Origin of the sequence: Nonomuraea sp. JJY05 (genome assembly GCF_043496855.1) — a bacterium.
In the GTDB taxonomy this organism is placed as follows: Bacteria; Actinomycetota; Actinomycetes; order Streptosporangiales; family Streptosporangiaceae; genus Nonomuraea.
The window spans coordinates 298087-321342 of the sequence record NZ_JBIEIS010000010.1 but is presented as its reverse complement, the minus strand read 5'-3'; the positions used below and the strand labels follow the sequence as shown (position 1 = coordinate 321342).

24 protein-coding genes are annotated in these 23256 nt (G+C 71.6%); 15 read left to right on the top strand and 9 right to left on the bottom strand.

All coding sequences use genetic code 11. The features are described from left to right. Window positions 1-180: 180 nt before the first annotated feature. Window positions 181-2094, bottom strand: a complete 1914-nt coding sequence (locus tag ACFKCF_RS18430; protein WP_394495030.1) for an amino acid transporter — start codon at window positions 2092-2094, stop codon at window positions 181-183. Window positions 2095-2346: 252 nt separating this feature from the next. Between ACFKCF_RS18430 and ACFKCF_RS18425 the strand changes: the two genes are divergently transcribed. Together ACFKCF_RS18425 and ACFKCF_RS18420 are read left to right on the top strand one after the other, a co-directional pair. After that, window positions 2347-3372 carry a hypothetical protein gene (locus ACFKCF_RS18425; protein WP_394495028.1) on the top strand — a complete coding sequence of 342 codons (1026 nt, stop codon included), beginning with the start codon at window positions 2347-2349 and terminating at the stop codon, window positions 3370-3372. A gap of 112 nt (window positions 3373-3484) precedes the next feature. Then, window positions 3485-5434 (top strand): histidine kinase, encoded by a 1950-nt coding sequence (locus ACFKCF_RS18420; protein ID WP_394495027.1) that lies wholly within the window; start codon window positions 3485-3487, stop codon window positions 5432-5434. Here ACFKCF_RS18420 and ACFKCF_RS18415 read toward each other — a convergent pair. Then, window positions 5431-6039 carry a DNA-binding response regulator gene (locus ACFKCF_RS18415; RefSeq protein WP_394495025.1) on the bottom strand — a complete coding sequence of 203 codons (609 nt, stop codon included), beginning with the start codon at window positions 6037-6039 and terminating at the stop codon, window positions 5431-5433. The genes ACFKCF_RS18420 and ACFKCF_RS18415 overlap by 4 nt on opposite strands. 90 nt (window positions 6040-6129) lie before the next feature. Between ACFKCF_RS18415 and ACFKCF_RS18410 the strand changes: the two genes are divergently transcribed. Further along, window positions 6130-6861 (top strand): ABC transporter ATP-binding protein, encoded by a 732-nt coding sequence (locus ACFKCF_RS18410; RefSeq protein WP_394495023.1) that lies wholly within the window; start codon window positions 6130-6132, stop codon window positions 6859-6861. Next, the gene (locus ACFKCF_RS18405) at window positions 6861-9218 is read left to right on the top strand and encodes an FtsX-like permease family protein (RefSeq protein ID WP_394495108.1); all 2358 of its coding nucleotides are present in this window, start codon (window positions 6861-6863) and stop codon (window positions 9216-9218) included. The genes ACFKCF_RS18410 and ACFKCF_RS18405 overlap by 1 nt, the downstream gene beginning before the upstream one ends. A gap of 4 nt (window positions 9219-9222) precedes the next feature. Here the strand turns inward: ACFKCF_RS18405 and ACFKCF_RS18400 are convergent, their stop codons facing one another. The 3 genes from ACFKCF_RS18400 to ACFKCF_RS18390 are packed head-to-tail and all read right to left on the bottom strand — an operon-like array spanning window position 9223 to window position 10662. Continuing rightward, window positions 9223-10218 (bottom strand): DUF2332 domain-containing protein, encoded by a 996-nt coding sequence (locus tag ACFKCF_RS18400; protein ID WP_394495022.1) that lies wholly within the window; start codon window positions 10216-10218, stop codon window positions 9223-9225. Window positions 10219-10275: 57 nt separating this feature from the next. After that, entirely contained in the window at window positions 10276-10488 is a 213-nt protein-coding gene (locus tag ACFKCF_RS18395; RefSeq protein ID WP_394495021.1) for a hypothetical protein, read from the bottom strand. A 9-nt stretch (window positions 10489-10497) separates the two neighbouring features. Next, a complete protein-coding gene (locus ACFKCF_RS18390) occupies window positions 10498-10662 on the bottom strand; it encodes a hypothetical protein (protein WP_394495019.1) in 165 nt (54 codons plus the stop codon). Between the two features lie 376 nt (window positions 10663-11038). Here ACFKCF_RS18390 and ACFKCF_RS18385 point away from each other — a divergent pair, with 376 nt between their 5' ends. The 3 genes from ACFKCF_RS18385 (at window position 11039) to ACFKCF_RS18375 (ending at window position 13221) form a co-directional block, all read left to right on the top strand. Then, window positions 11039-12058, top strand: coding sequence for a LacI family DNA-binding transcriptional regulator (locus ACFKCF_RS18385; protein WP_394495017.1), 1020 nt, complete (start codon window positions 11039-11041; stop codon window positions 12056-12058). 110 nt (window positions 12059-12168) lie between these two features. Then, window positions 12169-12621 carry a VOC family protein gene (locus ACFKCF_RS18380; RefSeq protein ID WP_394495015.1) on the top strand — a complete coding sequence of 151 codons (453 nt, stop codon included), beginning with the start codon at window positions 12169-12171 and terminating at the stop codon, window positions 12619-12621. A gap of 84 nt (window positions 12622-12705) precedes the next feature. Beyond that, window positions 12706-13221, top strand: coding sequence for a DinB family protein (locus ACFKCF_RS18375; RefSeq protein WP_394495013.1), 516 nt, complete (start codon window positions 12706-12708; stop codon window positions 13219-13221). Here the strand turns inward: ACFKCF_RS18375 and ACFKCF_RS18370 are convergent. After that, window positions 13215-13652 carry a GNAT family N-acetyltransferase gene (locus tag ACFKCF_RS18370; protein ID WP_394495011.1) on the bottom strand — a complete coding sequence of 146 codons (438 nt, stop codon included), beginning with the start codon at window positions 13650-13652 and terminating at the stop codon, window positions 13215-13217. The two genes, ACFKCF_RS18375 and ACFKCF_RS18370, sit on opposite strands and share 7 nt — an antisense overlap. Before the next feature lie 23 nt (window positions 13653-13675). Continuing rightward, complete coding sequence (locus ACFKCF_RS18365) at window positions 13676-14788, bottom strand: ROK family protein (RefSeq protein WP_394495009.1); 1113 nt, start codon at window positions 14786-14788, stop codon at window positions 13676-13678. 90 nt (window positions 14789-14878) lie between these two features. Between ACFKCF_RS18365 and xylA the strand changes: the two genes are divergently transcribed. From xylA to ACFKCF_RS18330, 7 genes are all read left to right on the top strand, one after another. Further along, on the top strand, window positions 14879-16030 hold the full coding sequence (gene xylA / locus ACFKCF_RS18360; RefSeq protein ID WP_394495007.1) for a xylose isomerase: 1152 nt from the start codon (window positions 14879-14881) through the stop codon (window positions 16028-16030). Next, window positions 16027-16770 carry a sugar phosphate isomerase/epimerase family protein gene (locus tag ACFKCF_RS18355; RefSeq protein WP_394495005.1) on the top strand — a complete coding sequence of 248 codons (744 nt, stop codon included), beginning with the start codon at window positions 16027-16029 and terminating at the stop codon, window positions 16768-16770. Before xylA ends, ACFKCF_RS18355 begins: the two co-directional genes overlap by 4 nt. Continuing rightward, window positions 16767-17867: a Gfo/Idh/MocA family protein gene (locus ACFKCF_RS18350; protein WP_394495003.1), complete on the top strand. Its 1101-nt coding sequence runs from the start codon at window positions 16767-16769 to the stop codon at window positions 17865-17867. The genes ACFKCF_RS18355 and ACFKCF_RS18350 overlap by 4 nt, the downstream gene beginning before the upstream one ends. Window positions 17868-17994: 127 nt before the next feature. Beyond that, window positions 17995-19596, top strand: a complete 1602-nt coding sequence (lysS, locus tag ACFKCF_RS18345) for a lysine--tRNA ligase (RefSeq protein ID WP_394495001.1) — start codon at window positions 17995-17997, stop codon at window positions 19594-19596. Continuing rightward, the gene (locus ACFKCF_RS18340; RefSeq protein ID WP_394495000.1) at window positions 19593-20123 is read left to right on the top strand and encodes an AAA family ATPase; all 531 of its coding nucleotides are present in this window, start codon (window positions 19593-19595) and stop codon (window positions 20121-20123) included. The genes lysS and ACFKCF_RS18340 overlap by 4 nt, the downstream gene beginning before the upstream one ends. A gap of 62 nt (window positions 20124-20185) precedes the next feature. Then, entirely contained in the window at window positions 20186-20914 is a 729-nt protein-coding gene (locus ACFKCF_RS18335) for a glycosyltransferase family 2 protein (RefSeq protein ID WP_394494998.1), read from the top strand. A 12-nt stretch (window positions 20915-20926) separates the two neighbouring features. Continuing rightward, complete coding sequence (locus ACFKCF_RS18330; protein ID WP_394494997.1) at window positions 20927-21889, top strand: ketopantoate reductase family protein; 963 nt, start codon at window positions 20927-20929, stop codon at window positions 21887-21889. Here the strand turns inward: ACFKCF_RS18330 and ACFKCF_RS18325 are convergent. Next, window positions 21864-22391: a DUF6886 family protein gene (locus ACFKCF_RS18325; protein ID WP_394494996.1), complete on the bottom strand. Its 528-nt coding sequence runs from the start codon at window positions 22389-22391 to the stop codon at window positions 21864-21866. The genes ACFKCF_RS18330 and ACFKCF_RS18325 overlap by 26 nt on opposite strands. A 74-nt stretch (window positions 22392-22465) precedes the next feature. On the opposite strand from ACFKCF_RS18325, the gene ACFKCF_RS18320 reads away from it, so the two are divergent. Further along, entirely contained in the window at window positions 22466-22822 is a 357-nt protein-coding gene (locus ACFKCF_RS18320) for a hypothetical protein (RefSeq protein WP_394494994.1), read from the top strand. A gap of 1 nt (window position 22823) precedes the next feature. On the opposite strand, the gene ACFKCF_RS18315 is transcribed toward ACFKCF_RS18320, so the two are convergent. Then, the gene (locus ACFKCF_RS18315) at window positions 22824-23237 is read right to left on the bottom strand and encodes a hypothetical protein (RefSeq protein ID WP_394494993.1); all 414 of its coding nucleotides are present in this window, start codon (window positions 23235-23237) and stop codon (window positions 22824-22826) included. Between the last annotated feature and the right edge of the window lie 19 nt (window positions 23238-23256).

Genomic DNA, 23256 nt, shown 5'->3' with positions numbered 1-23256 from the left:
TCGTCAGGGCGACGAAGATGACGTCGGCCATCCCCACTCCTCAGCTCCGGAACACGTTTCCCACCGCCCGGAATGAGCGGCTCTTGAGCAAGGAAAACCCGGAAATTAGCCCGTTTTGCCGTTCTTGATGGGTTTCATACGGCGGGGGGAGGATTCTTGACGGGATCCGTACACGGACCCTCAGCCCACGTGGACGCGCGGCCGGAGCTCCGGTTGCGGCTCGGCCTGGCGCAGCACCTCCCTGGTCACCGGCGGCACGTCGCCGCCCCCGAAGACCAGGTACCGCAGCATCGCCACGACCGGATTGCCCTCGGTCCAGTGGAAGTAGATGTGCGGCACGGAGCCGGTCCGGTCGCGCAGATGCAGCAGCAGCGCGGCCAGCGCGTTCGGCACGGCGGAGGTCTCGACGGACAGGATCTTGTGGCCGTACCGCTCCTCGCCCTTGACGTGCAGCTCCGACTCGAACTCCGAGGCGTCCGGCACCGTCGCCTCCACGAACAGGACGGGCTCCGCGGGACGCAGCCGGTGGGTGAGCCACGCCTCGCGCAACTTGTCGTTGTACTCGGCCTGGTCCCGCTGGTGCGGCTCGTTGGCGATCACGTGGATCTCGCCGCACGCCGCCTCGTTGACGAACTGCTCGGCCAGCGGGTCCAGGTGCACCGCCGTGACCCGCAGCTCGGTGGAGCGCGTGGCGCGGGAGATCAGCGAGAGGCCGACGATGCTCGCGACGAAGAACGAGGCGATCTTGACGCCGTCGGGCCGCTCGATGATGTTGTCGATCAGGGTGTAGGCCAGGACGACCGAGATGAGCGCGAACCCGACCATGGCCTTGCGCTGGCCCTGCTTCGCGGCCGACAGCGTCACCGCGAACGCGGCCGAGAGCATGAGCACGAGCACGCCGGTGGCGTACGCGCCGCCCTGGGCGTCCACGTCGGCGTCGAAGATGATCGTGATGGCGAACGCGATGGCCGAGAACACCAGCACCAGCGGCCGGATCGCGCCCGTCCACTCCGGCGCCATGCCGTACCGGGGCAGGTAGCGCGGCACCAGGTTGATCAGCCCGGCCATCGCCGAGGCCCCGGCGAACCACAGGATCGCGATCGTGGAGACGTCGTACACGGTGCCGAACCAGTTGCCCAGATATTCGTGCGCCAGGTAGGCCAGCGCCCGGCCGTTCGCCCGGCCGCCCTCCTCGAACTCGTGGTGCGGGATGAGCACGGTGGTGACGAAGCTGGAGAAGATCAGGAAGACACTCATGATCAGCGCTGCGGTGGTGAGCATCCGCCTGGTGCCCTTGATCCGCTCCTGGATCTCACCCTCGACCACCGGCATCACCGCGACCCCGGTCTCGAACCCGGACATGCCCAGCGCCAGCTTCGGCATGACCACCAGGGACAGGCCGATCATGGCCAGCGGGCTGGAGAAGTCCAGGCTCAGCGCGCGCTGCCAGTCGACGACCACCTGAGGGGCCTCCAGCACGTGCAGGACGGCCGTCGAGACCACGACCGCGTTCAGGGCCAGGTAGACGAAGACGAGCACCACGGCGATGCCGATCGCCTCGGTGAAACCCATCAGGAACACGCCGCCGAGCAGGGCCAGCAGCACGAGCGTCACGATGACCCGCTCCCCGGCCAGGAAGTCCGGCACGAACGGGTTCTCCAGGATGTGCGCGGTCGCGTCCGCCGCGGACAGCGTCATCGTGATCACGAAGTCGGTTGCCGCGAAGCCGAGCAGGGCCAGCACGAACAGCTTGCCCCACCACTGCGGCGCCAGCTTCTCCAGCATCGCGATCGAGCCCTGCCCGTACGGGCTCTCGACCGCGACCCTGCGGTAGACCGGCAGCGCGCCCAGCAACGTCAGCGCCACCAGGAACAACGTGGCCAGCGGCGAGAGCAGCCCGGCCGCCAGCGCCGCGATGCCCGGCTGGTAGCCCAGCGTGGAGAAGTAGTCCACGCCGGTCAGGCACATCACCCGCCACCACGGGTGCTTCACAGGGGGACCGTGCTGGATCTGCTTCCGGTCGGTCTGCAAACCCTCCAGCAACCAGGAACGCAGCGTCCCTTCCGTGGGGGCCGGCTTTTTCGCCAGCACCATAACGGTCACCTCTCCGTAATGGCCGCATAAATATGCATCGCACACTATCCACGCCAAAGAGGTGATTAGCCTGGTCAGGGCGTCAAGAAAACGTATAAATCGGAGACTGACCAGTACAGTCTCAGCACTATCGGACCGGCCGTAACAAGATGCCCGGTTTGTGACGAGGTCATGCCGGCCCGGTGATCACGTCTCTGGTTGGGCAGGCCGCTGACCAGCAGAGTTGCACCCAGTCGATGTGAAGGAGTCGTCATGGGTGCCCTGCTCCAGCGCCGGGACTTTCGGAAGGCCACGTCCGCGTGGCATGGCCCGCTCAGCTACTGCGCGGCGGCGATGGCGGTGCTGGCCGTCGTCTGCGCCATAGGCCTCGCGGTGGACGGGCGGACGCTGCTGGGCCAGGGGGTGTGGCTCAAGCCGGTCAAGTTCGCGATCTCCTTCGGCCTGTACGCGCTCACGCTGGCCTGGATGATCGGCCAGGCTCAGCGGTGGCGGCGGACGCTGTGGTGGCTGGGCACGGTGACCGTGGGCGGCTTCCTCCTCCCGGAGATCACGGCCATCACCTTCCAGGCGGCACGGGGCGTGCGCAGCCACTTCAACTTCGCCACCGGGCTGGACGAGACGGTGTTCATGATCATGGGTGGCGCCGCGTATCTGGGCTGGCTGCTGACCTTCGCGATGGGGATCCTCCTGATGGCCCAGCGCCGCCTGGACCGGGCGATGGCGTGGGCGATCCCGCTGGGGCTGGCCATCTCGCTCGCCGGCATGTCCGTCGGTTACCTGATGACCGCTCCCACCCCCGACCAGGCGGAGGGGCTGGCCAGGGGGCTGAGCCTGACCACGATCGGCGCGCACGGCGTGGGCGCGCCCGACGGCGGCGCCGGCATGCCGGTCACCGGCTGGGAGACCGGCTCGGGCGACCTGCGGGTGGCGCACTTCGTCGGCCTGCACGCCCTGCAGGTGCTCCCGCTGGTCGCGATCGGCCTGCGCCTGCTCTCCCGGCGCTTCCGGGTCCTCGCGGGCACCGGCACCCGCACCGCGCTGGTGATCGTCGCCGCCTTCGGATACGCGGGGCTCACCGGGCTGGTGCTGTGGCAGGCGCAGCGCGGGCAGGCCCTCGTCCACCCCGACGCGTTGACGCTCGGAGCCGCCGCCGCCCTCGCCGGTCTGGTGTCGGCCTGCGCGGCCGCGGTCCTGGCCGTCTCCGCCCGCAGGCCCGGGACGTCGGCCGCGCTCGGCGGGCGGCGCGTCCCCGCCGCTCCGGTCGGGACCTCCGCCTGACGCTCCGGCCGGGACGTCCGCCTGAGCCCTGGCACCCGGCGGCGGAGCGCCCGATCCCGGCACCCGGCGGCGGAGGGACGTCTCCTAGGCTGCTCGGGTGCACAAGCGGGCGATGCTGATCGTTGTCGTGGTGTTCGCGGGCTTCGCGAGCGTCTATGTGGCCGCCGGTTCGCCCCTGGCGCTGGCCGTCTTCGGGGTGCAGGTCGCCTTCGCCCGGTGGCGGTCGTGGTGGCTGGTCCCGCTCCAGGCCGCCCTGGCGTACGGGTCGGTTTTGCTGTCCGGCTCCTCCGTCGGCGTGCTCGGCTTCGTCGGCGGGTCGTTGCTGCTGACCCGGCTGTGGCCGCTCGCCCCGGCGGTGGCGGCGAGCGCCGCGCTGCTCGGCCCCGCCGACCCGGTGATCAGCATGGTGCTGATCTCCCTGGTCGTCTACGGCCTGACGAAGATGATCGACCGGATCGACGAGGTGAACGCGGCCAGGCTCGCGCTGGCGGTGACGGCGGCGGCCGAGGAGCGGCTGCGCATCGCCGCCGAGCTGAGCGCGGGCCTGGGCAGGGCGCTGGCCGCGATCGCCGACGGCGCCCGGACGGGCGATCCCGACGTGGAGACCGCCCGCCGCTCGCTGGCCGATGCCAGGGCCGCGGCGGCGAGCTACCGGGCCATGTCCCTGGCTCCCGAGACGTCCACCGCCAGGGCCATGCTGAGCGCCGCGGGCGTCGCCGTGGACGTACGCATCGGGCACGCCGAGCCGCTGGGTCCCGCGGGAGCGCTCCTGGCGGCGGTGCTCCGGGAGGCCGTGACGGAGGTCGTACGGCGGCGCACGGCCACCACCTGCCGCATCGAGACCTTCACGGAGGCGGGCACGGTACGGCTGCGCGTCTCCCACGACGGCGCGCGCACGGCCGGCGACGAGAGCCTGGGCGACCTGCCGGCCCAGGTCGAGGCGGCAGGCGGCACGCTCACCGTCGGGCTCACCGACGACGCTCTGGTGACCGTGGAGGCGAGGCTGCCCGCCACGGCCGCCGAGCCCGCCCCCGACACCGGCGGCAGCGTGCTGCCGATGGCGCTGCTGGCGGCCGTGCTGGTGGGGTTCTCGGTCAAGGCGCTGCTGGTGGCCGGCTCGCTGTGGCCGGCGGTCCCGCTGGCCGTCATCGTCTTCATGCAGCTGCGATCGGTCGAGGGGCGGCACCCGGTGGCCCTGTCGATCATGGCGGTGCTGACGTTCGCGCCGATCCCGCTGTTCGGGCAGTCCTGGCTGGGCGTGGCGGGGTTCCTGGCGGGGCCGATCCTGCTGGCCCTCCCGTGGGCGGTGGCGCTGCCGCTGGTGGCGGCCATCGTCGTGGTGGTCGCGGCGGCCGGCCTGCTGCTCGGCCTGCCGGTCCCGCTGACCGTCAACTTCGCGATCAGCACGGTGGTGACCGGCCTGGTCGTGTACGGGCTGCTCAAGCTCGCCCAGCTGGCCAGGGAGCTGCACGAGTCGCGGGACGGCCCGGCCCGCGCGGCCGTCGTCGAGGAACGCCTGCGTGCCGCCCGCGACCTGCACGACCTCCTCGGGCACACCCTGGCGGCGATCCTGCTCAAGTGCGAGCTTGCCCGCCGCCTCGACGCCGAGCGGGCGCGCAAGGAGCTGGACGACGTCCTGACCATGACCGAGCAGGCGATGGAGGACCTGCGCACGGTGTCGGGCGGGCACCGGGAGCTGTCCCTGGCCACCGAGGCGGAGTCGGCCCGTTCGCTGCTGGCGACCGCGGGCATCGACGTCCTGCTCGACCTGGGCCACGACACCCTCGGCGGGGAGGCCGACACCACGCTCGGCATCGTGCTCAGGGAGGCCGTCACCAACGTCCTGCGGCACAGCTCGGCCCGCCGGTGCACGATCACGACGTCCGTGCGGGACGGCGCCGTACGGCTGAGCGTGCGCAACGACGGGGCGAGCGCCGCGGCGGGACGCCGCGGCTCATCCGGGATCGGCAACCTCACCACCCGGCTGACGGCGCTCGACGGGCGGCTGGCCGTGTCCCAGGAGGACGGGTGCTTCGAGCTGACGGCCACCGTCCCGATCTAGATCCAGCCGGCCTCGGTGGCGATGCGCGCGGCGTCGGTGCGGTTGCGGGCGTTGAGCTTGGCGACGATCGCGGTGATGTAGTTGCGGACGGTCCCGGCACTCAGGAAGAGCTGACCGGCGATCTCGGTCGCCTCGGCGCCCGCCGCGACCAGCCGCAGGACGTCGGCCTCGCGCGGGGTGAGCGGGTTGTCGGCCAGGTTCCAGGCGATGCCGGCGAGCGAGGGGTCGAGAACCCGTTCGCCCCGCGCCACCTTCCTGATCGCGCCCGTCAGCTCCTCGGGCGAGGCGGTCTTCAGGATGAAGCCGTCCACCTGGGAGGCGAGCGCGCGGCGGAGGTGGCCGGGCTTGCCGTGGCCGGTGAGCATGAGCGTGCGGCAGCCCGGCAGCTTCGCGCGCAGCTCGCCGGCGGCGTCGAGGCCGTCGATCGTGCCGGGCATGTCGACGTCCAGGACGGCCACGTCCGGCTGGTGGACCAGGGCGGCGGAGACCACCGCGTCCCCGGACTCGACCGCCTGGACCACCTCGATGTCGGGCTCGATGCTGATCAGGGTCACGAGCGCTTCCCTGATGACGTGCTGGTCCTCGGCCAGCAGAATGCGGATCACCTGACCATTATGTCCGGATCATGATGAGGTCATGGCGGGGTCGTGACCGGCTCTCTGGTGGCTGAAAGCGCAGATCAGCAGGCTTGAGGCATGACAGAGGCAGTGCGGTTGGACGCGGTGAGCAAGGTGTACGGCAGGGGCCGGAGCGCGGTGGCGGCCCTGCGCGAGGTGTCGATCGCCATCCCCCGGGGCACCTTCACCGCCGTCATGGGGCCCTCGGGCTCGGGCAAGAGCACGTTCCTGCACTGTGCGGCCGGGCTCGACGTCCCCAGCTCGGGATCGGTACGGCTGGGCGGCACCGACCTGGCGGGCATGGACGAGAACGCGCTGACCGAGCTCCGGCGGCGGCGCGTCGGCTTCGTGTTCCAGGCCTTCAACCTGGTCTCCGCGCTGACCGTGACGGAGAACATCACGTTGCCGCTCATGCTGGCCGGCGCCCGGGTCGACCAGGCCTGGCTGCGCGAGGTCGTGCACCGGGTGGGCCTCGACGGCCGCGCCGGGCACCGCCCGGCCGAGCTCTCCGGCGGCCAGCAGCAGCGCGTGGCGATCGCCAGGGCGCTGGTGACCAGGCCGGAGGTGGTCTTCGGTGACGAGCCGACCGGCGCGCTGGACACGATGACCGCCCGCGACGTGCTGACCCTGCTTCGGGAGGTGGTCTCCGGGCTCGGCCAGACCGTGGTGATGGTCACCCACGACCCGGTGGCCGCCTCGTACGCCGACACCGTGCTGTTCCTGGCCGACGGCCGGATCGTGGACGCGATGACGGCTCCCACCGCCGAGAAGGTGGCCGGGCGCATGACCGGGCTGGGGGCGTGGAACTGATGATCTCCTTCGCGTTGAGGATGCTCCGCCACCGCAAGGCCGGGTTCGCCGGCGCGTTCGTGGCCCTGCTGTGCGCGGCGGCGCTGGTGACGGCGTGCGGGATGCTGCTGGAGACGGGCCTGCGCGGCGGGGTGGCGCCCGAGCGGTACGCCGGCGCCCCCGTGATCGTGGCGGGCGACCAATATGTCCGGCAGGCGAAGGAGAGCGGCAAGGAGAAGGCCAAGCTCCTGTCCGAGCGCAGGTGGATCCCGGCCTCGCTGGCGCGGGACCTCGCCCGCCTGCCCGGCGTGACGAAGGTGGTCACCGAGGTGAGCTTCCCCTACGCCGGGTTCACCGCCCACGGCTGGGAGTCGGCCGCGCTCACCCCGTTCACGCTCGCCGAGGGGCGCGCCCCCAAGGCCGCGGACGAGGTGGTCGTGGACGCCCGCCACGCCGGCCGGGCGATCCCCGGCCACCGCGTGGTGGGGGTGACCGCGCAGGCGCTGCCCGGCCAGGACACGATCTTCTTCGCCACCGGCGAGGCCCGCCGCCTGGCCGGACGCGACGGCCTGGTGACCGCGATCGGCGTCTGGCCCGGGGTCGAGAGCGCCGTCGAGAGCGCCGTCAAGGGCGCTGTCAAGGGCGCCGTGGCCTACACCGGCGACGAGCGCGGCGCGGTCGAGTTCCCCGAGGCGGAGAGCTCCCGGGTCAAGCTCATCAGCCTGGGCGGCGCGCTCGGCGGCACCTCGCTGCTGGTGGCGATCCTGGTCGTGGTGGGCACGTTCGCCCTGTCCATGCAGCAGCGCCGGCGTGAGATCGCCCTGCTGCGGGCCGTCGGCGCCCTGCCGCGCCAGGTCAGGAGGCTCGTCGGCGGGGAGGCCCTGCTCATCGGCGTGGCCGCCGGGGCGCTCGGCTCCGGGGCCGGGATCCTGCTCGGGTTCTGGCTGCGGTCCAGGTTCGTCGACCTGGGCGCGATGCCGGCGAACCTGCGGCTGGTGGTCAGCCCGTTCCCCTCGATCGTCGCGGTCCTGACCACGCTGGTGGCCGCGTGGGTGGCGGCGCGCGTCTCGGCCCGCCGTACCGCGCGGATCAGGCCGGTGGAGGCCCTGGGAGAGACGGCGCTGCCCGCCGCCGGGATCCCGCCGGTGCGGCTGGTCGCGGGCCTGCTCGCGCTGGCCGGCGGCGTGGCCCTGACGATCGTGCTGTCCGGCCTGAACACGGAGGCGGCCTCCAGCCCGGTCACCATGCTGACCGCCTTGGTGTGGACGATCGCGGTCGCCCTGCTCGGGCCGCTGGTCGCGCGGGCGGTGACGGCGCTGCCGCTGCGCGCGCCCGGCGTGGCGGGCTATCTCGCGCGCAAGAGCCTGCGCGCCGGCACCGGGCGGCTGGCCTCGGTGATCGTGCCGTTGACCCTGATGACGGCGATGACGTGCACGATCCTGTTCGTGCAGACCACCATGGGGCACGCCGCGCAGAGCGAGCTGGGCGCGGGCGTCAAGGCCGACCACGTGCTCGGAGTCGGTGCCTCGGCGGCCGCCGCGCGCCAGGTGCCCGGCGTGCGTGCCGTCACGGAGGTGCTGCGCACGTCGGTCAGGATCGATCTCGAGAAGTACGCCGTCCAGGCCGTCACGCCCGGCGGCCTGGACCGGACGATGGATCTGGACGTGGTGGCGGGCTCGCTGGACGGGCTCGGCGACACGTCGGCGGCGATCAGCCGCACCGCCGCCGACCGCCTGGACGCGGGCCTGGGAGACCGGCTCGCTCTGGTGCTCGGCGACGGCACCCCCGCCGAGGTGCGGGTCGTCGCGATCTACGCCCGCGGTCTCGGCTTCGGCGACCTGACCCTTTCCCGGGCGCTCGTCGCGGGCCACGTCGACGACCCGCGGGGCACCGTCCTGGTCTCCGGCGGGGACCGCGAGGCGCTGCGGCGGGCAGCCGGCGCGACCCTGCTCGACGGGGCCGGGACGGCGCGGGTGGAGAGCCCCAACGCGGCGGTCACGTACGTCGCCATGGGCTTGATCATCGCCTTCTGCGCCATCGCCGTGGTCAACACGCTGGCCATGTCCACCCTGGGCAGGTCCAGGGAGCTCGCCCTGCTGCGGGTGGTGGGCACGACGCGGCGGCAGGCGGCGCGGATGCTGCGCGCGGAGACGCTGACGGCGACGGTGGTGGCGGTGCCCCTCGGGACGGCGATCTCGCTGGTGACGCTGGCCGCCTTCAGCGCGGGGATGACGGGGTCGGCGCTGCCGTACGTGCCGCCGGCCACGTACCTCGCGGTGATCGCCGCTGTGACGGCGCTGGCGCTGATGGCCACGGCCGTGCCGGGCAGGTTCGCGCTGAGCTCCCGTCCGGCGGACACGCTCGGTGCGCGCGAGTGACGGCTCAGGCGGACAGCCAGCGGAGCCGGCCGCCGTGCATCGCGGAGAACGCGACGGGACGTCCGTCGAGCGCAAGCGCGTAGGTGAGGACGTCCGCCGGCGGCCGCTCGGGGAGGCGGGCGTCGACGCCCGGGAGGACGTCCGGGACCTCCTGGGCGATCCAGTGGCCGCCGAGCCGCTGGACCTGCTCCACGAACGTGGCGCGCTCGGCGTCCGGCACGTAGTAGAGGACCGCGGTGTGGAAGACGACGAGAGTGGCGTGCGCGGGCGCCTGGGCGGCCACTTCGCCGAGACGCGCGTTGAGGTCTCCCCGCACGACGCGGGGCGGATCCGGGCGCGCCAGGTCGATGGCGGTGTCCAGGCGCCGCAGGCGGTCGTGCTGTTCGGGCCAGACCAGCGTGCGCAGCCACCGGACGTCGTCGGGGTCGGTGACGTCGAGGGGGTTGAGGTCGATGCCGGCCCGCCACGCGACCGTCACCGCGCCCGGCCCGGAGAAGCCCGGCCCGGAGAAGCCCGGCACAGCGGAGCGCGACTCGCCCTCGGTGCGGCAGTGCAGCCGCAACGGGCTGTCCACGTCCCCGGCCAGGCGGCCGTCGTAGTCGTAGCCGTAGCGATCGGGCAGCAGGCACAGCCCGGCCGACGCGCCGACCTCCAGCAGCGCCAGCGGCTGCGGGAGCGAGGCGAGCAGCGGGTAGAGAGCGGTGCACCGGGCCGCCTCGTTGGTCTGGGTACGGCGGGAGAGCATCGTGGCGACGACCGCGTCACGGTGGTCGAGCACGGACCTGCGGAACTCCTGGTAGTCGGCGGGCATCCCCGCGACGTACCGGGCGGCGGCGAACAGCAGGTTGGGCTGCCGCTTGGCGGGCGGGAGGCCGGACAGCAGCGCGATCAGGTCGGGGTCGCCGGCCACCCCGGAGGCGAGCTGCTCGTACAGCGGCGAGGAGCCGCGGGCCTCCCTCGATGCGAAGCGCCGGTACTGTTCCGCGGTCGTCGGCTCCATGATCGGCACTCTAACGAGGCGGCCCGCCCCTGGGAACGGGGTGGGCCGGCGGGGACGTCACTTGCGGTAGATGTGGATGTTCTTGATGTGGTTGTCGCTGCGGGCCGACATGTCCGTCCGGCCGTAGATGCCGCACTTGAAGTAGTGGGTGGCCGCGCCGCGGTCGTTGAAGCTGGTGCGGTACTGGCGGTTGACGAAGGCATTCGAACTGCGCGTGCCCCGAGGTGTAGTCGTTGTGAGCACCGCGCGGCGGCTGAATGCGTGATCCATGCGTTCCTCCTAGGTGCGGAGCCGGAGTACGGCGGAGTGGGTGTGTCCCCGGGTGCCGCCGGCCGCGACGGAGACGGCCCACCGGGCCGGCCCGTCAGCCGTCGACCGGACCAGTCGCACGGTGTCGTCGCCGCTCTCGACCGACTTGACCGGCCAGGGCAGCGTGCCGGACACGGTCTGCGCGGTGCGCGAGGGGTCGGAGAGCGCGATGCGCAGGGTCGGGCCGTGGCGGCGGCCGAGTCGGCGGCGGCCACCTTCGCGGCGAAGTCGGGGTCTCCCGGATCGAACGCGCCGCCCGCGATCATGCCGGTCCACCGCAGGCGGGCCGCGTCGAAGGCGTCCTGCGCGCGTGCCGGAGCCGCCAGGCCCAAAGGTGGCCGCGGTCCCGGCGGCGGTGAGGAAGGTGCGGCGGGCGAGGGTCATGTAGAGCCCCCGAAGGCTTTTGCGAAAGTTTGCGAAACATCGATCTGCCGGAAACGTAGGTGAAACGTCGGATGTCGTCAAGAGCTTCTTCAAGACGGCAGACTTAAAGGGCGGAAGGATGTGAACAGTGGACGACATCACGACGGAGCGGCGCAGCACGATGGCCGACATCGCGGCCCAGGCCGGCGTCTCGGTCTCGACCGTGTCCAAGGTGCTGCACGGGAGGTCGGATGTCTCCGCGAAGACCAGGGGCAAGGTCCAACGGCTGCTCGGCCAGCACGGCTACACGCTGCCCGGCCGCTACGAGCACCCGGGCGGTCTGATCGAGTTCGTCATCAACGAGCTGGACAACCCCTGGGCGGTGGAGCTGATCCGCGGCGCCGAGGAGGCGCTGCAGGCCGAGGGCATGGGCCTCGTCGTCTCGGCCGTGCACAAGCGCAGCAACCTGGCCCGCCAGTGGCTCGACGACCTCGGCACGCGCTGCTCGCTCGGCGCGATCCTGGTCATCTCCGAGCTCTCGGCCGACCAGGAGCGCGAGCTGCGGCGGCTGGGCATCCCGTTCGTGGTGGTGCAGCCGTCCGTGGACGAGGGCCCCGACGTGCCGTCGGTCGGCTCGACCAGCTGGAACGGCGGCTTCACCGCGACCAGGCACCTGATCGAGCTCGGCCACCGGCGGATCGCGATGATCACCGGTCCCGCCCACCGGCTGACCTCGCGGGCCCGGCTCGACGGCTACCGCGCCGCGCTCGACCAGGTGGGCATCGAGGTCGACCCCGCCCTGATCCGGCACGGCGACTACAGCCACGAGCCGGCCTACCATCGCGCCCTGGAGCTGCTGGACCTGCCCGACCGGCCCACGGCCGTCTTCGCGGGCAACGACATCCAGGCGCTGGCGACGTACCGGGCGGCCCGGGCGCGCGGCCTGCGGGTGCCGGAGGACCTGAGCGTGGTCGGGTTCGACGACCTGTCCTTCGCCCAGTGGATCTCCCCCACGCTCACGACCGTGCGCCAGCCCCTGGCCAACATGGCGGCCATGGCCGCCCGCATGCTGATGCAGCTCATCAACGGCCAGGAGCCCGAGACGCCGCGGGTCGAGCTGGCGACCAGCTTGGTGATCCGCGAGAGCACCGCGCCGGCGCCTCGTTAGCGGCCTGCGGGCGGCGCATCAGAAAAAAGAGAAGATCCGATGTCTGGGATGTCGATCCGGCCCAGGGGAGTTCGACGCGTTGGCGAGAGACCTCGTAGGAAGGAAACGCCATGCAGAAGATCACCACGTTCCTCTGGTTCGACGACCAGGCCGAGGAGGCCGCCGAGTTCTACACCTCGCTCTTCAAGGACTCGCGCGTCGTCGAAGTCACGCCCGGGCCCGCCGGGTCGGCCATGGTGGTGACGTTCGAGCTGGCCGGGCAGCGGTTCATCGCGCTGAACGGCGGCCCGGAGTTCAAGTTCACCGAGGCCGTCTCGCTCTACGTCGACTGCGACTCGCAGGAGGAGGTCGACGAGCTGTGGGCGAAGCTCACCGAAGGGGGCGAGGAGTCGCAGTGCGGCTGGCTGAAGGACAAGTACGGCCTGTCCTGGCAGATCATCCCGCGCCGGCTCCAGGAGCTGATCGGCGACCCCGACCCGGAGCGGGCGCAGCGCGCCATGAAGGCCATGCTGGGCATGCGGAAGATCGACGTCCAGGGCCTGGAGGACGCGGCCAAGGGCTAGGCACGGTGGGCGGGCCGTCCCGGTCCGTCCACCGCCGGGAAAATGCGGTGCGGCAGGGCGATCACTGAAGTAGCGTCGGCGGCCATGAGCCTCTCGCGTGTACGCCCTCCCGCCGTGGCAGACGAGCGCACCCAGCTCATCGGCTGGCTCGACATGCAGCGCGCACTCGTCCGGTGGAAATGCGAGGGCCTGTCGGAGGAGGACGCCCACCGGCCGGTCCTGCCGACCTCGCCGCTCATGACGGTGGCGGGGCTGGTCTCCCACATGCGCTGGACCGAGCACTGCTGGTTCGAGGTGCTCTTCCTGGGCCGCGACTCGGCTCTCAACCCGCAGTTCGACGAGACGGCGGAGGACGCCGACATGCGGGTCGAGGGCGTCCCGCTGGCCCGGCTCCTCGACGAGTACGAGCAGCAGTGCGCGGTCTCCAACGAGATCGTCGCCGCCCGCTCGTTCGACGACGTGGGCGAGTTCCCCGGCTTCAGCTCGAACGCCGCCACCCTGCGCTGGATCCTGCTCCACATGGTCGAGGAGACCGCCAGACACGTCGGCCACCTCGACACGGTCAGGGAGCTGCTCGACGGCGCCAAGGGCTACTACTGAGCCAGCGGCTTCTCGTAGCAGCGGGTCAGCGGGGCGTCCACGTACTTCCCGTACGGCTCGATCGGCCGGTACCCGCACCGCTCGTACAGCGCGATGGCCTCGGGCTGGCGCAGCCCGGTCGCCAGCCGCAGCCGCCGGTAGCCCAGATCCCAGGCCAGCCCCTCCAGCGCTCCCAGGATCGACGTGGCGATGCCGCGCCCGCGATGTCCGGGCAGCACGTACATGCGCTTGAGCTCCCCGGTGAGGTCGTCCACGCGCTGCACGGCGCCGCAGCCGACGGCCCGGCCGTCCACCGACGCCACGAGGTACCTCGCGCCCTCCTTCACCTGCGAGCGCCCCTCGGGCCCGTAACGCGCCACCAGCTCCGCGAACGCCGCGTCGAGCAGCTCGGCCAGCTCGCCGTCCCCGGCGGCCCGCTCTTCGATCAGCATGCCGATATGGTAGAGATCGCCCCTTAGAGCCCGAGCATCTGGGCGGGCTCGGCGATGACCTGCTGGATGATCAGCCCCGCCGCGCCCAGCACGGCGGCGTCCGCGCCGATGCCCGAGACCACCAGGGCGGGCGGCGTGCCCCGCATGTGACCCAGCCGGGCGCCCAGACCCTCCGCCACCGCCCTTTCGAGCCAGGGGAAGAGCGGCGCGTAGATCCCGCCGAGCACGATCCGGCCCGGGTCGAGCAGGTGCACGGCCGAGGTGAGCGCCACGCCGAGCGCGTGCCCGGCCCGCCCGCACGCCTCCAGCGCCCGGCGCTCGCCCGACTCCAGCCGCGTGACCAGCTCGGACACCGAGGGCAGCGCCCCCAGCAGGGCGTCCTGCCCGGCGTACACCTCCAGGCAGCCCCGCCCGCCGCACCTGCAGGCGGGCCCGTCGGGCACGACGACCACGTGGCCCAGCTCGCCCGCCAGCCCGAACGTCCCCCTGAACACGGTGCCGCCCACCACGAGCCCGGCCCCGATGCCGATCTCGCCGGACACGTAGAGGAAGTCCGTCTCCCGCGAGCCGAACCACAGCTCGCCGAGCGCCGCCAGGTTCGCCTCGTTGTCGATGGCGAAGGGCAGGTCGACGAGGTCCGGCACGCGCACGTCCCGCCAGCCCAGATGCGGCGCGTTGCGCAGCACCTCGCCCTCGACCGTCCCGGGCACGGCCAGGGCCGCGCCGATGATCCGCAGCCCGGCCAGCTCGGCCTCGGCCGTCGTCTCCTTCACGAGGTCGCGCAGGCTCCCGAGGATGTCCACGGGGTCGGAGTTGCGGTTGTCGGCCGGCCGGGTACGGCGCAGCCGCACGGCCCGGGTCAGATCGACGACGCACGCGGCCAGGTAGTCGATGTTGATCTCCAGCCCCAGCGTGGCGACCCGGTCGCCGCTCAGGCTCACGGCTACGCCCGGCCGCCCCCGCTCGCCGCCCCGCACGGCCCCGCCCTCGGCCACCGCTCCCGCCTCGATCAGGTCGGAGACCAGGCTGGACACGGTGGTCTTGGTGAGCCCCGTCATCTCGGCGAGCGCGGCCCGGGTGTGAGGTCCTGATCGGTGGATGGCGCCCAGGACTACGGCCAGGTTACGGGCGCGCATGGAATCATGCCGAACCCCTCTTGACGCCGCCATGCCTACCTCCTCAGGATTATGTACAGATTATGGACTAAACCCAAGGAGCGCACCCAAATGGCCGGTTTCATCCCAACCCCGACTGACCAGTTCACCTTCGGCCTCTGGACGGTCGGCTGGCAGGCGCGCGACCCCTTCGGCGACGCCTCGCGGGCGCCGCTCGACCCGGTGGAGACCGTCCACAAGCTCTCGGAGCTGGGCGCGTACGGCGTCACGTTCCACGACGACGACCTGCTCGCCGTCGAGCCCGACCGGGACAAGGCCATCGCCGCGTTCAGGAAGGCCCTGGACGAGACCGGCATGAAGGTCCCGATGGCCACCACGAACCTCTTCACCCATCCGGTCTTCAAGGACGGCGCGTTCACCAGCAACGACCGCGACGTCCGCCGGTACGCGCTGCGCAAGGTGATCAGGAACATCGACCTGGCCGCCTCGCTCGGCGCCAAGACGTACGTGTGCTGGGGCGGCCGCGAGGGCGCCGAGTCCGACGCGGCCAAGGACGTCAAGGCCGCGCTCGACCGCTACAAGGAGGGCCTCGACACCCTCTGCTCGTACGTGCGCGAGCGCGGCTACGACCTCCGCTTCGCCCTCGAGCCCAAGCCGAACGAGCCCCGCGGCGACATCCTCCTTCCCACGATCGGCCACGCCCTGGCGCTGATCAACGAGCTGGAGCACCCTGAGATGGTGGGCCTCAACCCCGAGGTCGGCCACGAGCAGATGGCCGGGCTCAACTTCGTGCACGGCATCGCCCAGGCGCTGTGGCACGGCAAGCTCTTCCACATCGACCTCAACGGCCAGCACGGTCCCAAGTACGACCAGGACCTGATCTTCGGCCACGGCGACCTCAAGAGCGCCTTCTTCCTGGTCGACCTGCTGGAGAACGGCGGCTACGACGGCCCCCGTCACTTCGACTACAAGCCGCTGCGCACCGAGGACGCCCAGGACGTGTGGGACTCGGCGGCCGCGAACATGCGCACCTACCTGATCCTCAAGGAGAAGTCGCGGGCCTTCCGCGCCGACCCCGAGGTGCAGGAGGCCCTGCGCGCCTCCCGCGTGGACGAGCTCGCCCAGCCTACGCTGGCGCCGGGCGAGACCTGGGCCGACCTGGCCAAGGACGACTTCGACCCCGAGGTGGCCGCCGCCCGCGGCTTCCACTTCACCCGGCTCAACCAGCTCGCGCTCGAGCACCTCCTGGGGGTACGCGGATGACGAAACCCATCAGTGTCCAGCTCTACACCGTCAGGGACGCGCTGGCGGCCGACCGTGACACGGTGCTGAGCCGGATCGCGGAGATCGGCTACCAGGCCGTCGAGCCCTACGACCCCACGACGGACCCCAAGGGGTTCCGTGAGGTCGTGGACGACCTGGGGCTGACCGTGTCGAGCACGCACGCGTACGCGCTGCTCAGCAAGGAGCCCGCCGAGGTCTTCGACGCCATCGCCACGGTCGGCACCGACCTGGTGATCGTCCCCGGCGGCATCGAGCACGAGGAGTTCACCACGCGCGACGGCCTGTCGCGCACGGCCGACCTGCTGAACGGCTTCGCCGAGCAGGCGGCCCGGTACGGGATGCGGATCGGCTACCACAACCACTGGTGGGAGATCGAGCCCGAGATCGACGGCCGGCACGCCATCGAGGTGCTGGCCGACCTGCTCGCCCCCGAGGTGTTCCTGGAGATCGACACGTACTGGGCGGCGGTGGGCGGCGCGGACGTGCCCGCGCTGCTCGGCCGCCTCTCCGAGCGCACGCTGGCGCTGCACGTCAAGGACGGCCCGGTGGTCAAGGGCGAGCCGCACACCGCGGTGGGCCGAGGCGTCATGCCGGTGCCGGAGATCCTCGCCGCCGCTCCCGACGCCTGGCGCATCGTCGAGCTCGACGAGTGCGCGACCGACATCTTCGCCGCGCTCGCTGACAGCCACGCCTACCTCACCTCCCTGGAGGGCTCTTGAGCAACGGCCCCATCGGCGTCGCCCTGGTCGGCGCCGGGAACATCAGTGGCCAATACCTCCGAAACCTCACCTCCTTCCCCGACGTCCGCGTGCTGGGCCTCGCGGACATCGACACCGAGCGGGCCGCCGCGGTCGCGGCCGAGTACGGCGTGCCCGTGTCGGGCACCCTTGCCACCGTCCTGGCGGTGCCCGAGGTCGAGATCGTCGTCAACCTCACCGTCCCGTCCGCGCACGCGGCCGTCGCGCTGGAGTCGCTGCGCGCCGGCAAGCACGTGTACGGCGAGAAGCCGCTGGCCATGAACGTGGACGAGGCCGCCAAGGTCGTGGCCGAGGCCGCCAACCTGGGCCTGCGGGTCGGCGGCGCCCCCGACACGTTCCTGGGGGCCGGGCTCCAGTCGGCCCTGCACGCCCTGCGTTCCGGCCTCATCGGCGAGCCGGTCGCCGTCACGTCCGCCATCCAGAACCTCGGGCCGGAGTCCTGGCACCCCAACCCCGAGTTCTTCTACCAGCCGGGTGGCGGCCCGCTCTTCGATCTCGGCCCCTACTACCTGACCGCCCTGGTGTCCCTGCTCGGACCCGTCACCCGGGTGGCGGCCGACACCCGCAAGGCGCTCCCGCACCGCGTCGTCGGCTCCGGGCCCAAGGAGGGCCTGGTCTTCCCCGTGGACGTCCCGACGCACGTCAACGCGCTGCTCGACTTCCCGGGGACGGCGACGGCGACGGCCACGTTCAGCTTCGACTCGCCGGTCCCCCGCCGGATGATCGAGATCATCGGCACGGAGGGCGCGCTGTCGCTCCCCGACCCCAACACCTTCGAGGGGCCGCTGCTGGCCCGGGGGCTGCGCGACCCGGACTGGCGCGAGCTGCCGGTGTCGGGCACCACGGCCGGGCGCGGCATCGGCGTGCTCGACCTGGCCAGGTCCCTCCGGGCGGGCACGGGGCACCGGGCGTCGGGGGAGCTGGCGTACCACGTGCTCGAGCTCATGTGCGCCATCACGGAGTCGGGCGAGCGCGGGGAGTTCCTGCCCATCACCTCCACCACGGCCGCCCCGGACCCGCTCCCCGCCGACTGGGACCCGCACGCGGCCACCGTCTGACAACCCCGCCCACCCGCCGCTCCGCCGCTCGTCGGCGGCGGGGGGCGGGCCGTCCGGGTCCGGCGACACGGCGGGTTTGGTTGGTAACGCGTTGGCTTGGGCGGCGCGGAGCCGCAAGAATGGCGCGATGGCGGAAAGTGCCGAGACCGACTGGGTCTCCAGGTTCGCGGACGAGGTCATCACCGAGGCGGAGCGGCGCGCGCCCGGCAAACCGATCGTCTGCGCCTCGGGCCTGAGCCCGTCGGGCCCGATCCACCTGGGCAACCTACGCGAGGTCATGACTCCCCACCTGGTCGCCGACGAGATCCGGCGGCGCGGCGTCGAGTGCGTGCACCTGCTGTCCTGGGACGACTACGACCGCTTCCGCAGGGTGCCCGCGGGCATCGACCCGTCGTGGGCCGAGCACATCGGCAAGCCGCTGACCTCGGTGCCCGCCCCTCCCGGGAGCTCGCACGCCAACTGGGCCGAGCACTTCAAGGCGCCCATGATCCGGGCCCTGGAGGAGCTGGGCGTCGAATACCGCGGCATCAGCCAGACCGAGCAGTACACGCGCGGCGCCTACCGCGAGCAGGTCCTGGTGGCCGTGCGCGAACGGGCGAAGATCGACGCCGTGCTCTCGCGCTACCGGTCGAAGCAGGTGGAGGAGTACTTCCCGTACAAGCCGTACTGCGACCTGTGCGAGCGCGACCTGACGACGGTCACCGCGTACGACGACGCGACTACCGAGCTGGCCTACACCTGCGAGTGCGGCTTCGGCGAGACCGTGCGCCTGGCCGGGCACGACCACGGCAAGCTCGTCTGGAAGGTCGACTGGCCGATGCGCTGGGCCTACGAGGGCGTGGTCTTCGAGCCGTCGGGGGTCGATCACCACTCTCCCGGCTCGGCGTGGATCGTCGGCGGCCAGATCGTGGGCGAGGTGTTCGGCGGCAGCCAGCCGATCGGCCCCATGTACGCGTTCGTCGGCATCACCGGCATGGCCAAGATGAGCAGTTCCAAGGGCGACGTGCCGACTCCGGCCGACGCTCTGGAGATCATGGAGGCGCCGGTGCTGCGCTGGTTGTACGCCCGCCGCAAGCCCGCCCAGTCCTTCAAGATCGCCTTCGACCAGGAGATCCAGCGGCTCTACGACGAGTGGGACGCCCTGGGCCGCAAGATCGCGGAGGGGCAGGGCCAGCCCGCCGAGCTGGCCGCGTACAAGAGGGCGGTGGGCACGGCCGCCGGGCCGCTGCCCGCCACCCCGCATCCGGTCCCTTACCGGACGCTGGCCTCCATCGTGGACGTCACGACCGGCGACGCCGAGCAGACCCTGCGGATCCTGCGCGACCTCGACGCGATCGAGGCGCTCGACGAGGCCCGCCCCCGCCTGGACCGGGCGCAGCGCTGGGTCGACGCCCACGTGCCCGCCGAGGAGCGCACCCACGCGCCCGAGGAGCCGGACGAGGAGCTGCTCGACTCGCTCGGCCAGGCCGAGCGCGAGTCGCTGCGGCTGCTGTCCGACGGCCTGGACGACTGGTCGTTGGAGAGCCTCACCACGCTCGTGTACGGCGTGCCGAAGCTCCAGGCGGGCCTGCCGGCCGACGCCAAGGCGACGCCCGAGCTGAAGGCGGCGCAGCGGGCCTTCTTCGCCCTGCTCTACAGGCTGCTCGTCGGCCGCGACACCGGCCCCAGGCTGCCCACGCTGCTGCTGTCCATCGGCGCCGACCGGGTACGGAAGCTGGTCGGCACGTGAAGGGCGCCGTCCTGATCACCGGCATCTCGGCCGCCGGCAAGTCCACCGTGGCGCAGGCGCTGGCCGAGCGGCTGCCGCGCTCGGCCCACGTGCGCGGCGACACGTTCCGGCGCATGGTCGTGGGCGGCCGCGCCGAGATGACTCCCGACCTCGACGGCGAGGCGGTCCGCCAGCTGCACCTGCGTCACCGGATAGCGGCGAACACCGCGGACCTGTATTTCGATGCCGGATTCACGCCAATAGTCCAAGACGTTATTCTTGGCCCGGACTTGGAACGGTTTACGAAATTGATTCATACTCGTCCCCTTCATGTAATCGTCCTGGCGCCCCATCCGGATGAAGTGGATCGTCGCGAACGCGACCGACCCAAGGTCGGGTACGGCTCCGAATGGACGATTGCCCAGCTAGACGAGTCGCTGCGGACCGAGACCCCACGGATCGGCCTGTGGCTGGACACCACGCGCCAAACCCCCGAGGAGACCGTCGACGAGATCATCGAGAGGGCCGCGGAGGCGTTGGTCCGATAAATGACGGACCAATGCAAGGCAGTGTCAAGTGACTTGCATGTGCGTGGAGTCATCTTGATTCCATGAACAAGCAGCCTTTCGCCGCCAGCGTCAGTGTCATCGTCCCCGCGATGAACGAGGCCGAGAACCTTCCCCACGTCTTCGCGACGCTGCCCGACTGGATCGACGAGGTGATCCTGGTCGACGGCAACTCGACCGACGACACCGTCGCCGTAGCGCGCAGGCTGCGCCCCGACCTCCGGGTCGTCGTGCAGAGCCGGCGCGGTAAGGGCAACGCCCTCATCGAGGGCTTCCAGGCCGCCCGCGGCGACATCATCGTCATGATCGACGCCGACGGCTCGACCGACGGCCGGGAGATCCACTCCTTCGTCTCCACCCTCCTCAACGGCGCCGACTTCGCCAAGGGCTCCAGGTACGCCCCTGGTGGCGGCTCGGACGACCTCAGTCCGATCCGCTCGCTCGGCAACAAGGTCCTCACCGGGATGACCAACCTGCTCTACGGCACCCGCTACACGGACCTCTGCTACGGCTACAACGCCTTCTGGGCCCGTCACCTCGACTCCCTCGAGCTCGACTGCGACGGCTTCGAGATCGAGACCCTGATGAACGTCCGCGCCGCCCAGGCCGGCCTCATCATCCACGAGGTCCCCAGCCACGAGCGCTCCCGCATCCACGGCGTGAGCAACCTGAACGCGGTGCGCGACGGCTGGCGCGTGCTCAAGACGATCATGCGGGAGCGTACGCGGGGGGCAGGCGTGCCGGCGCAGACCCAGGTCGCCCTCGCAAAGTGACATCCTTGGACAATGCGCTACATAGTGATCGGGGCAGGAGCAGTCGGCGGAACCATCGGTGCCCGCCTCCACCAAGGCGGGCACGACGTTCTCCTCGTCGCGAGAGGCGCCCACTACGAGGCACTCAAGCGTGACGGCCTGCGCCTGATCACCCCCGAGTCCACCGAGACCCTCGACATCCCCGCCGCCGACGGCCCCGTCCCCGCGCGTGACGACGACGTGCTGATCCTGGCCACCAAGTCCCAGGACACCGTCTCCGCGCTGGCCGGCTGGCCGTCCGACCTGCCCGTGGCCTGCGCCCAGAACGGCGTCGCCAACGAGCGCATGGTCCTGCGGCGGTTCGACCGCGTTTACGGCATCTGCGTGTGGCTGCCGGCCCTGCACCTCGAGCCCGGCGTCGTCGCCGCGTACGGGCACCCGTACTCCGGCCTGCTCCACGTCGGACGCTATCCCCAGGGTGTGGACGACCTCGCCGAGCGGATCGCCGGCGACCTCGGCAAGCACGGCCTGGTGGGCCTGACCCAGACCGACGTCATGCGCTGGAAGCACGGCAAGCTGCTCAGCAACCTGGGCAACGCCGTGGAGGCGCTCGTGGGCCACGCTCCCGGCAGGGAGAAGGTGGCCGAGGCGGCCAGGGCCGAGGCCAGAGACCTGCTCGACCGGGCCGGGATCACGTACTCCACGCCGGAGGAAGAGGCGAGCCTGCGCGGCAACCAGGTGGACGTCAGGTCCATCGAGGGCATCGTCCGCGGCGGCGGGTCGTCGTGGCAGAGCCTGGCCAGGGGCAGCGGCTCCATCGAGGCCGACTACCTCAACGGCGAGATCGTGCTGCTCGGCCGCCTGCACGGCGTGCCCACCCCGGTCAACGAGGTGCTGCGGCGCGAGGCCAACAAGTTCGCGCGGGACAAGCGGCCGCCCGGCTCGATGCCGCTGGAGACCCTGCAGGCCCTCATCGACGGGCGTTCCGCAGCCTGATCCCGCTGAACTCCAGCGTGCTGGCGATCACCTCGTCCCAGAACGGCCACAGGCTGGGCAGCACCCTGAGCTGGATGCCCGCCTCCTCGTGCAGCTCGAACAGGTCGCCCACCCGTTCCGGCGGGCCGAGCGGTTTCACGGCGACCGTGGACACCACGGCGGTCGGCGGGTCCCCGATGGGCGCGAAGCCGTCGGCCGGCAGCCGGTAGGCGTACAGCCGGACCTCCTTGAGCGCCTGGAGCCAGCCGTACTCGATGGCGTGCACCCGCTCGCCGCACCCCGCGCCGACGATCCGGGCCGCGTCCTCCTCGGTGGTGCGCGGCCCGACCCAGGCCATGGCCCGCGGGCAGGCGCGGGGGAACCAGTAGTCGGGGCAGCGGTCGTGATCGACGGCCCACACGTACGGCTCCTTCCGGCTCGACGTCGGCGCCACGTGCGGGACGAACCGCTCGATCGTCGGGTCCTCGGAGAAGTGGAGCACCTGCCCCGGCTCAGGTCTCATGATGGCAATCTTGGCGCATACCCCGTCCCCGTGAGGGCAGTGGAAACGGGCTCTTACGACAAGGGGTGAGTTGGATGATTCTGCTTGGAGTGCTCTTGGTCCTCCTCGCCGGCAGCGCGGTGGCCCTCGTCCTGACCGAGGAGAGCGCCAGGTACATCCTGTTCGGGTACACCTTCGAGCCCAATCAGGTGGAGATGTTCCTCGCGGGCGCGGCGGCCATGGCCGTCCTGCTGCTGGGCCTCTGGCTGATCGGCTCGGGCTCGCGCAGGTCCGCCAGGCGCCGCCGCCGGTTGCAGGGTGCCAGGGCCGAAGCCTCCAACCGGGTGGCCCGGCTGGAGGACGAGAAGCGCGAACTGGAGAGGCGCCTGCAAAACACCCCCGAGCCGGGCGACCGACTGGTCGCGCGCGACTCGGAGGAGGCCAGGCCGTGACTCATTGGCGCGAGGGCATCAGCTTGCCCTCGCGCCAGAGCGCGAACCCCGTGATGACCGCGCCGAGCCCTTCCCAGAGCCCGACACCGAAGAACTTGGCCGGTGCGGCCCCGGTCACCACCAGCGTGGTGAAGACCGCGAACGTCACGAGCCTGAACGGCACCGTCCACCGGAAGAACGGCGTGTAGTCGTTAGAAGCCGCGAAAACGTAATAAACGCCCATGTTCACCGCCGCCATCGACGAGGCGGCCATATAGACCAGCGTGTAGTCCCCGGCGGGCCGGACGTCGAGCACCTCGAAACCCAGCATGGCCAGCAGCGAGTCGGGCGAGATCAACCCGAGCAGGCCGAGCGCGAAGGCGAGGAATCCGAAGACCGCGATGGTCCAGCCGGAGAAAGAACGCGGAAGACGCACAGAAATCCTTCCAAAGGGG

What these genes read in the sequence shown, in the direction of transcription:
- ACFKCF_RS18430 (WP_394495030.1), bottom strand. Translation starts at nt 2,094, where the DNA reads ATGGTGCTGGCGAAAAAGCCGGCCCCCACGGAAGGGACGCTGCGTTCC.
- ACFKCF_RS18425 (WP_394495028.1), top strand. Translation starts at nt 2,347, where the DNA reads ATGGGTGCCCTGCTCCAGCGCCGGGACTTTCGGAAGGCCACGTCCGCG.
- ACFKCF_RS18420 (WP_394495027.1), top strand. Translation starts at nt 3,485, where the DNA reads ATGCTGATCGTTGTCGTGGTGTTCGCGGGCTTCGCGAGCGTCTATGTG.
- ACFKCF_RS18410 (WP_394495023.1), top strand. Translation starts at nt 6,130, where the DNA reads ATGACAGAGGCAGTGCGGTTGGACGCGGTGAGCAAGGTGTACGGCAGG.
- ACFKCF_RS18405 (WP_394495108.1), top strand. Translation starts at nt 6,861, where the DNA reads ATGATCTCCTTCGCGTTGAGGATGCTCCGCCACCGCAAGGCCGGGTTC.
- ACFKCF_RS18400 (WP_394495022.1), bottom strand. Translation starts at nt 10,218, where the DNA reads ATGGAGCCGACGACCGCGGAACAGTACCGGCGCTTCGCATCGAGGGAG.
- ACFKCF_RS18395 (WP_394495021.1), bottom strand. Translation starts at nt 10,488, where the DNA reads ATGGATCACGCATTCAGCCGCCGCGCGGTGCTCACAACGACTACACCT.
- ACFKCF_RS18380 (WP_394495015.1), top strand. Translation starts at nt 12,169, where the DNA reads ATGCAGAAGATCACCACGTTCCTCTGGTTCGACGACCAGGCCGAGGAG.
- ACFKCF_RS18375 (WP_394495013.1), top strand. Translation starts at nt 12,706, where the DNA reads ATGAGCCTCTCGCGTGTACGCCCTCCCGCCGTGGCAGACGAGCGCACC.
- ACFKCF_RS18370 (WP_394495011.1), bottom strand. Translation starts at nt 13,652, where the DNA reads ATGCTGATCGAAGAGCGGGCCGCCGGGGACGGCGAGCTGGCCGAGCTG.
- ACFKCF_RS18365 (WP_394495009.1), bottom strand. Translation starts at nt 14,788, where the DNA reads ATGCGCGCCCGTAACCTGGCCGTAGTCCTGGGCGCCATCCACCGATCA.
- xylA (WP_394495007.1), top strand. Translation starts at nt 14,879, where the DNA reads ATGGCCGGTTTCATCCCAACCCCGACTGACCAGTTCACCTTCGGCCTC.
- ACFKCF_RS18355 (WP_394495005.1), top strand. Translation starts at nt 16,027, where the DNA reads ATGACGAAACCCATCAGTGTCCAGCTCTACACCGTCAGGGACGCGCTG.
- lysS (WP_394495001.1), top strand. Translation starts at nt 17,995, where the DNA reads ATGGCGGAAAGTGCCGAGACCGACTGGGTCTCCAGGTTCGCGGACGAG.
- ACFKCF_RS18335 (WP_394494998.1), top strand. Translation starts at nt 20,186, where the DNA reads ATGAACAAGCAGCCTTTCGCCGCCAGCGTCAGTGTCATCGTCCCCGCG.
- ACFKCF_RS18330 (WP_394494997.1), top strand. Translation starts at nt 20,927, where the DNA reads ATGCGCTACATAGTGATCGGGGCAGGAGCAGTCGGCGGAACCATCGGT.
- ACFKCF_RS18325 (WP_394494996.1), bottom strand. Translation starts at nt 22,391, where the DNA reads ATGAGACCTGAGCCGGGGCAGGTGCTCCACTTCTCCGAGGACCCGACG.
- ACFKCF_RS18320 (WP_394494994.1), top strand. Translation starts at nt 22,466, where the DNA reads ATGATTCTGCTTGGAGTGCTCTTGGTCCTCCTCGCCGGCAGCGCGGTG.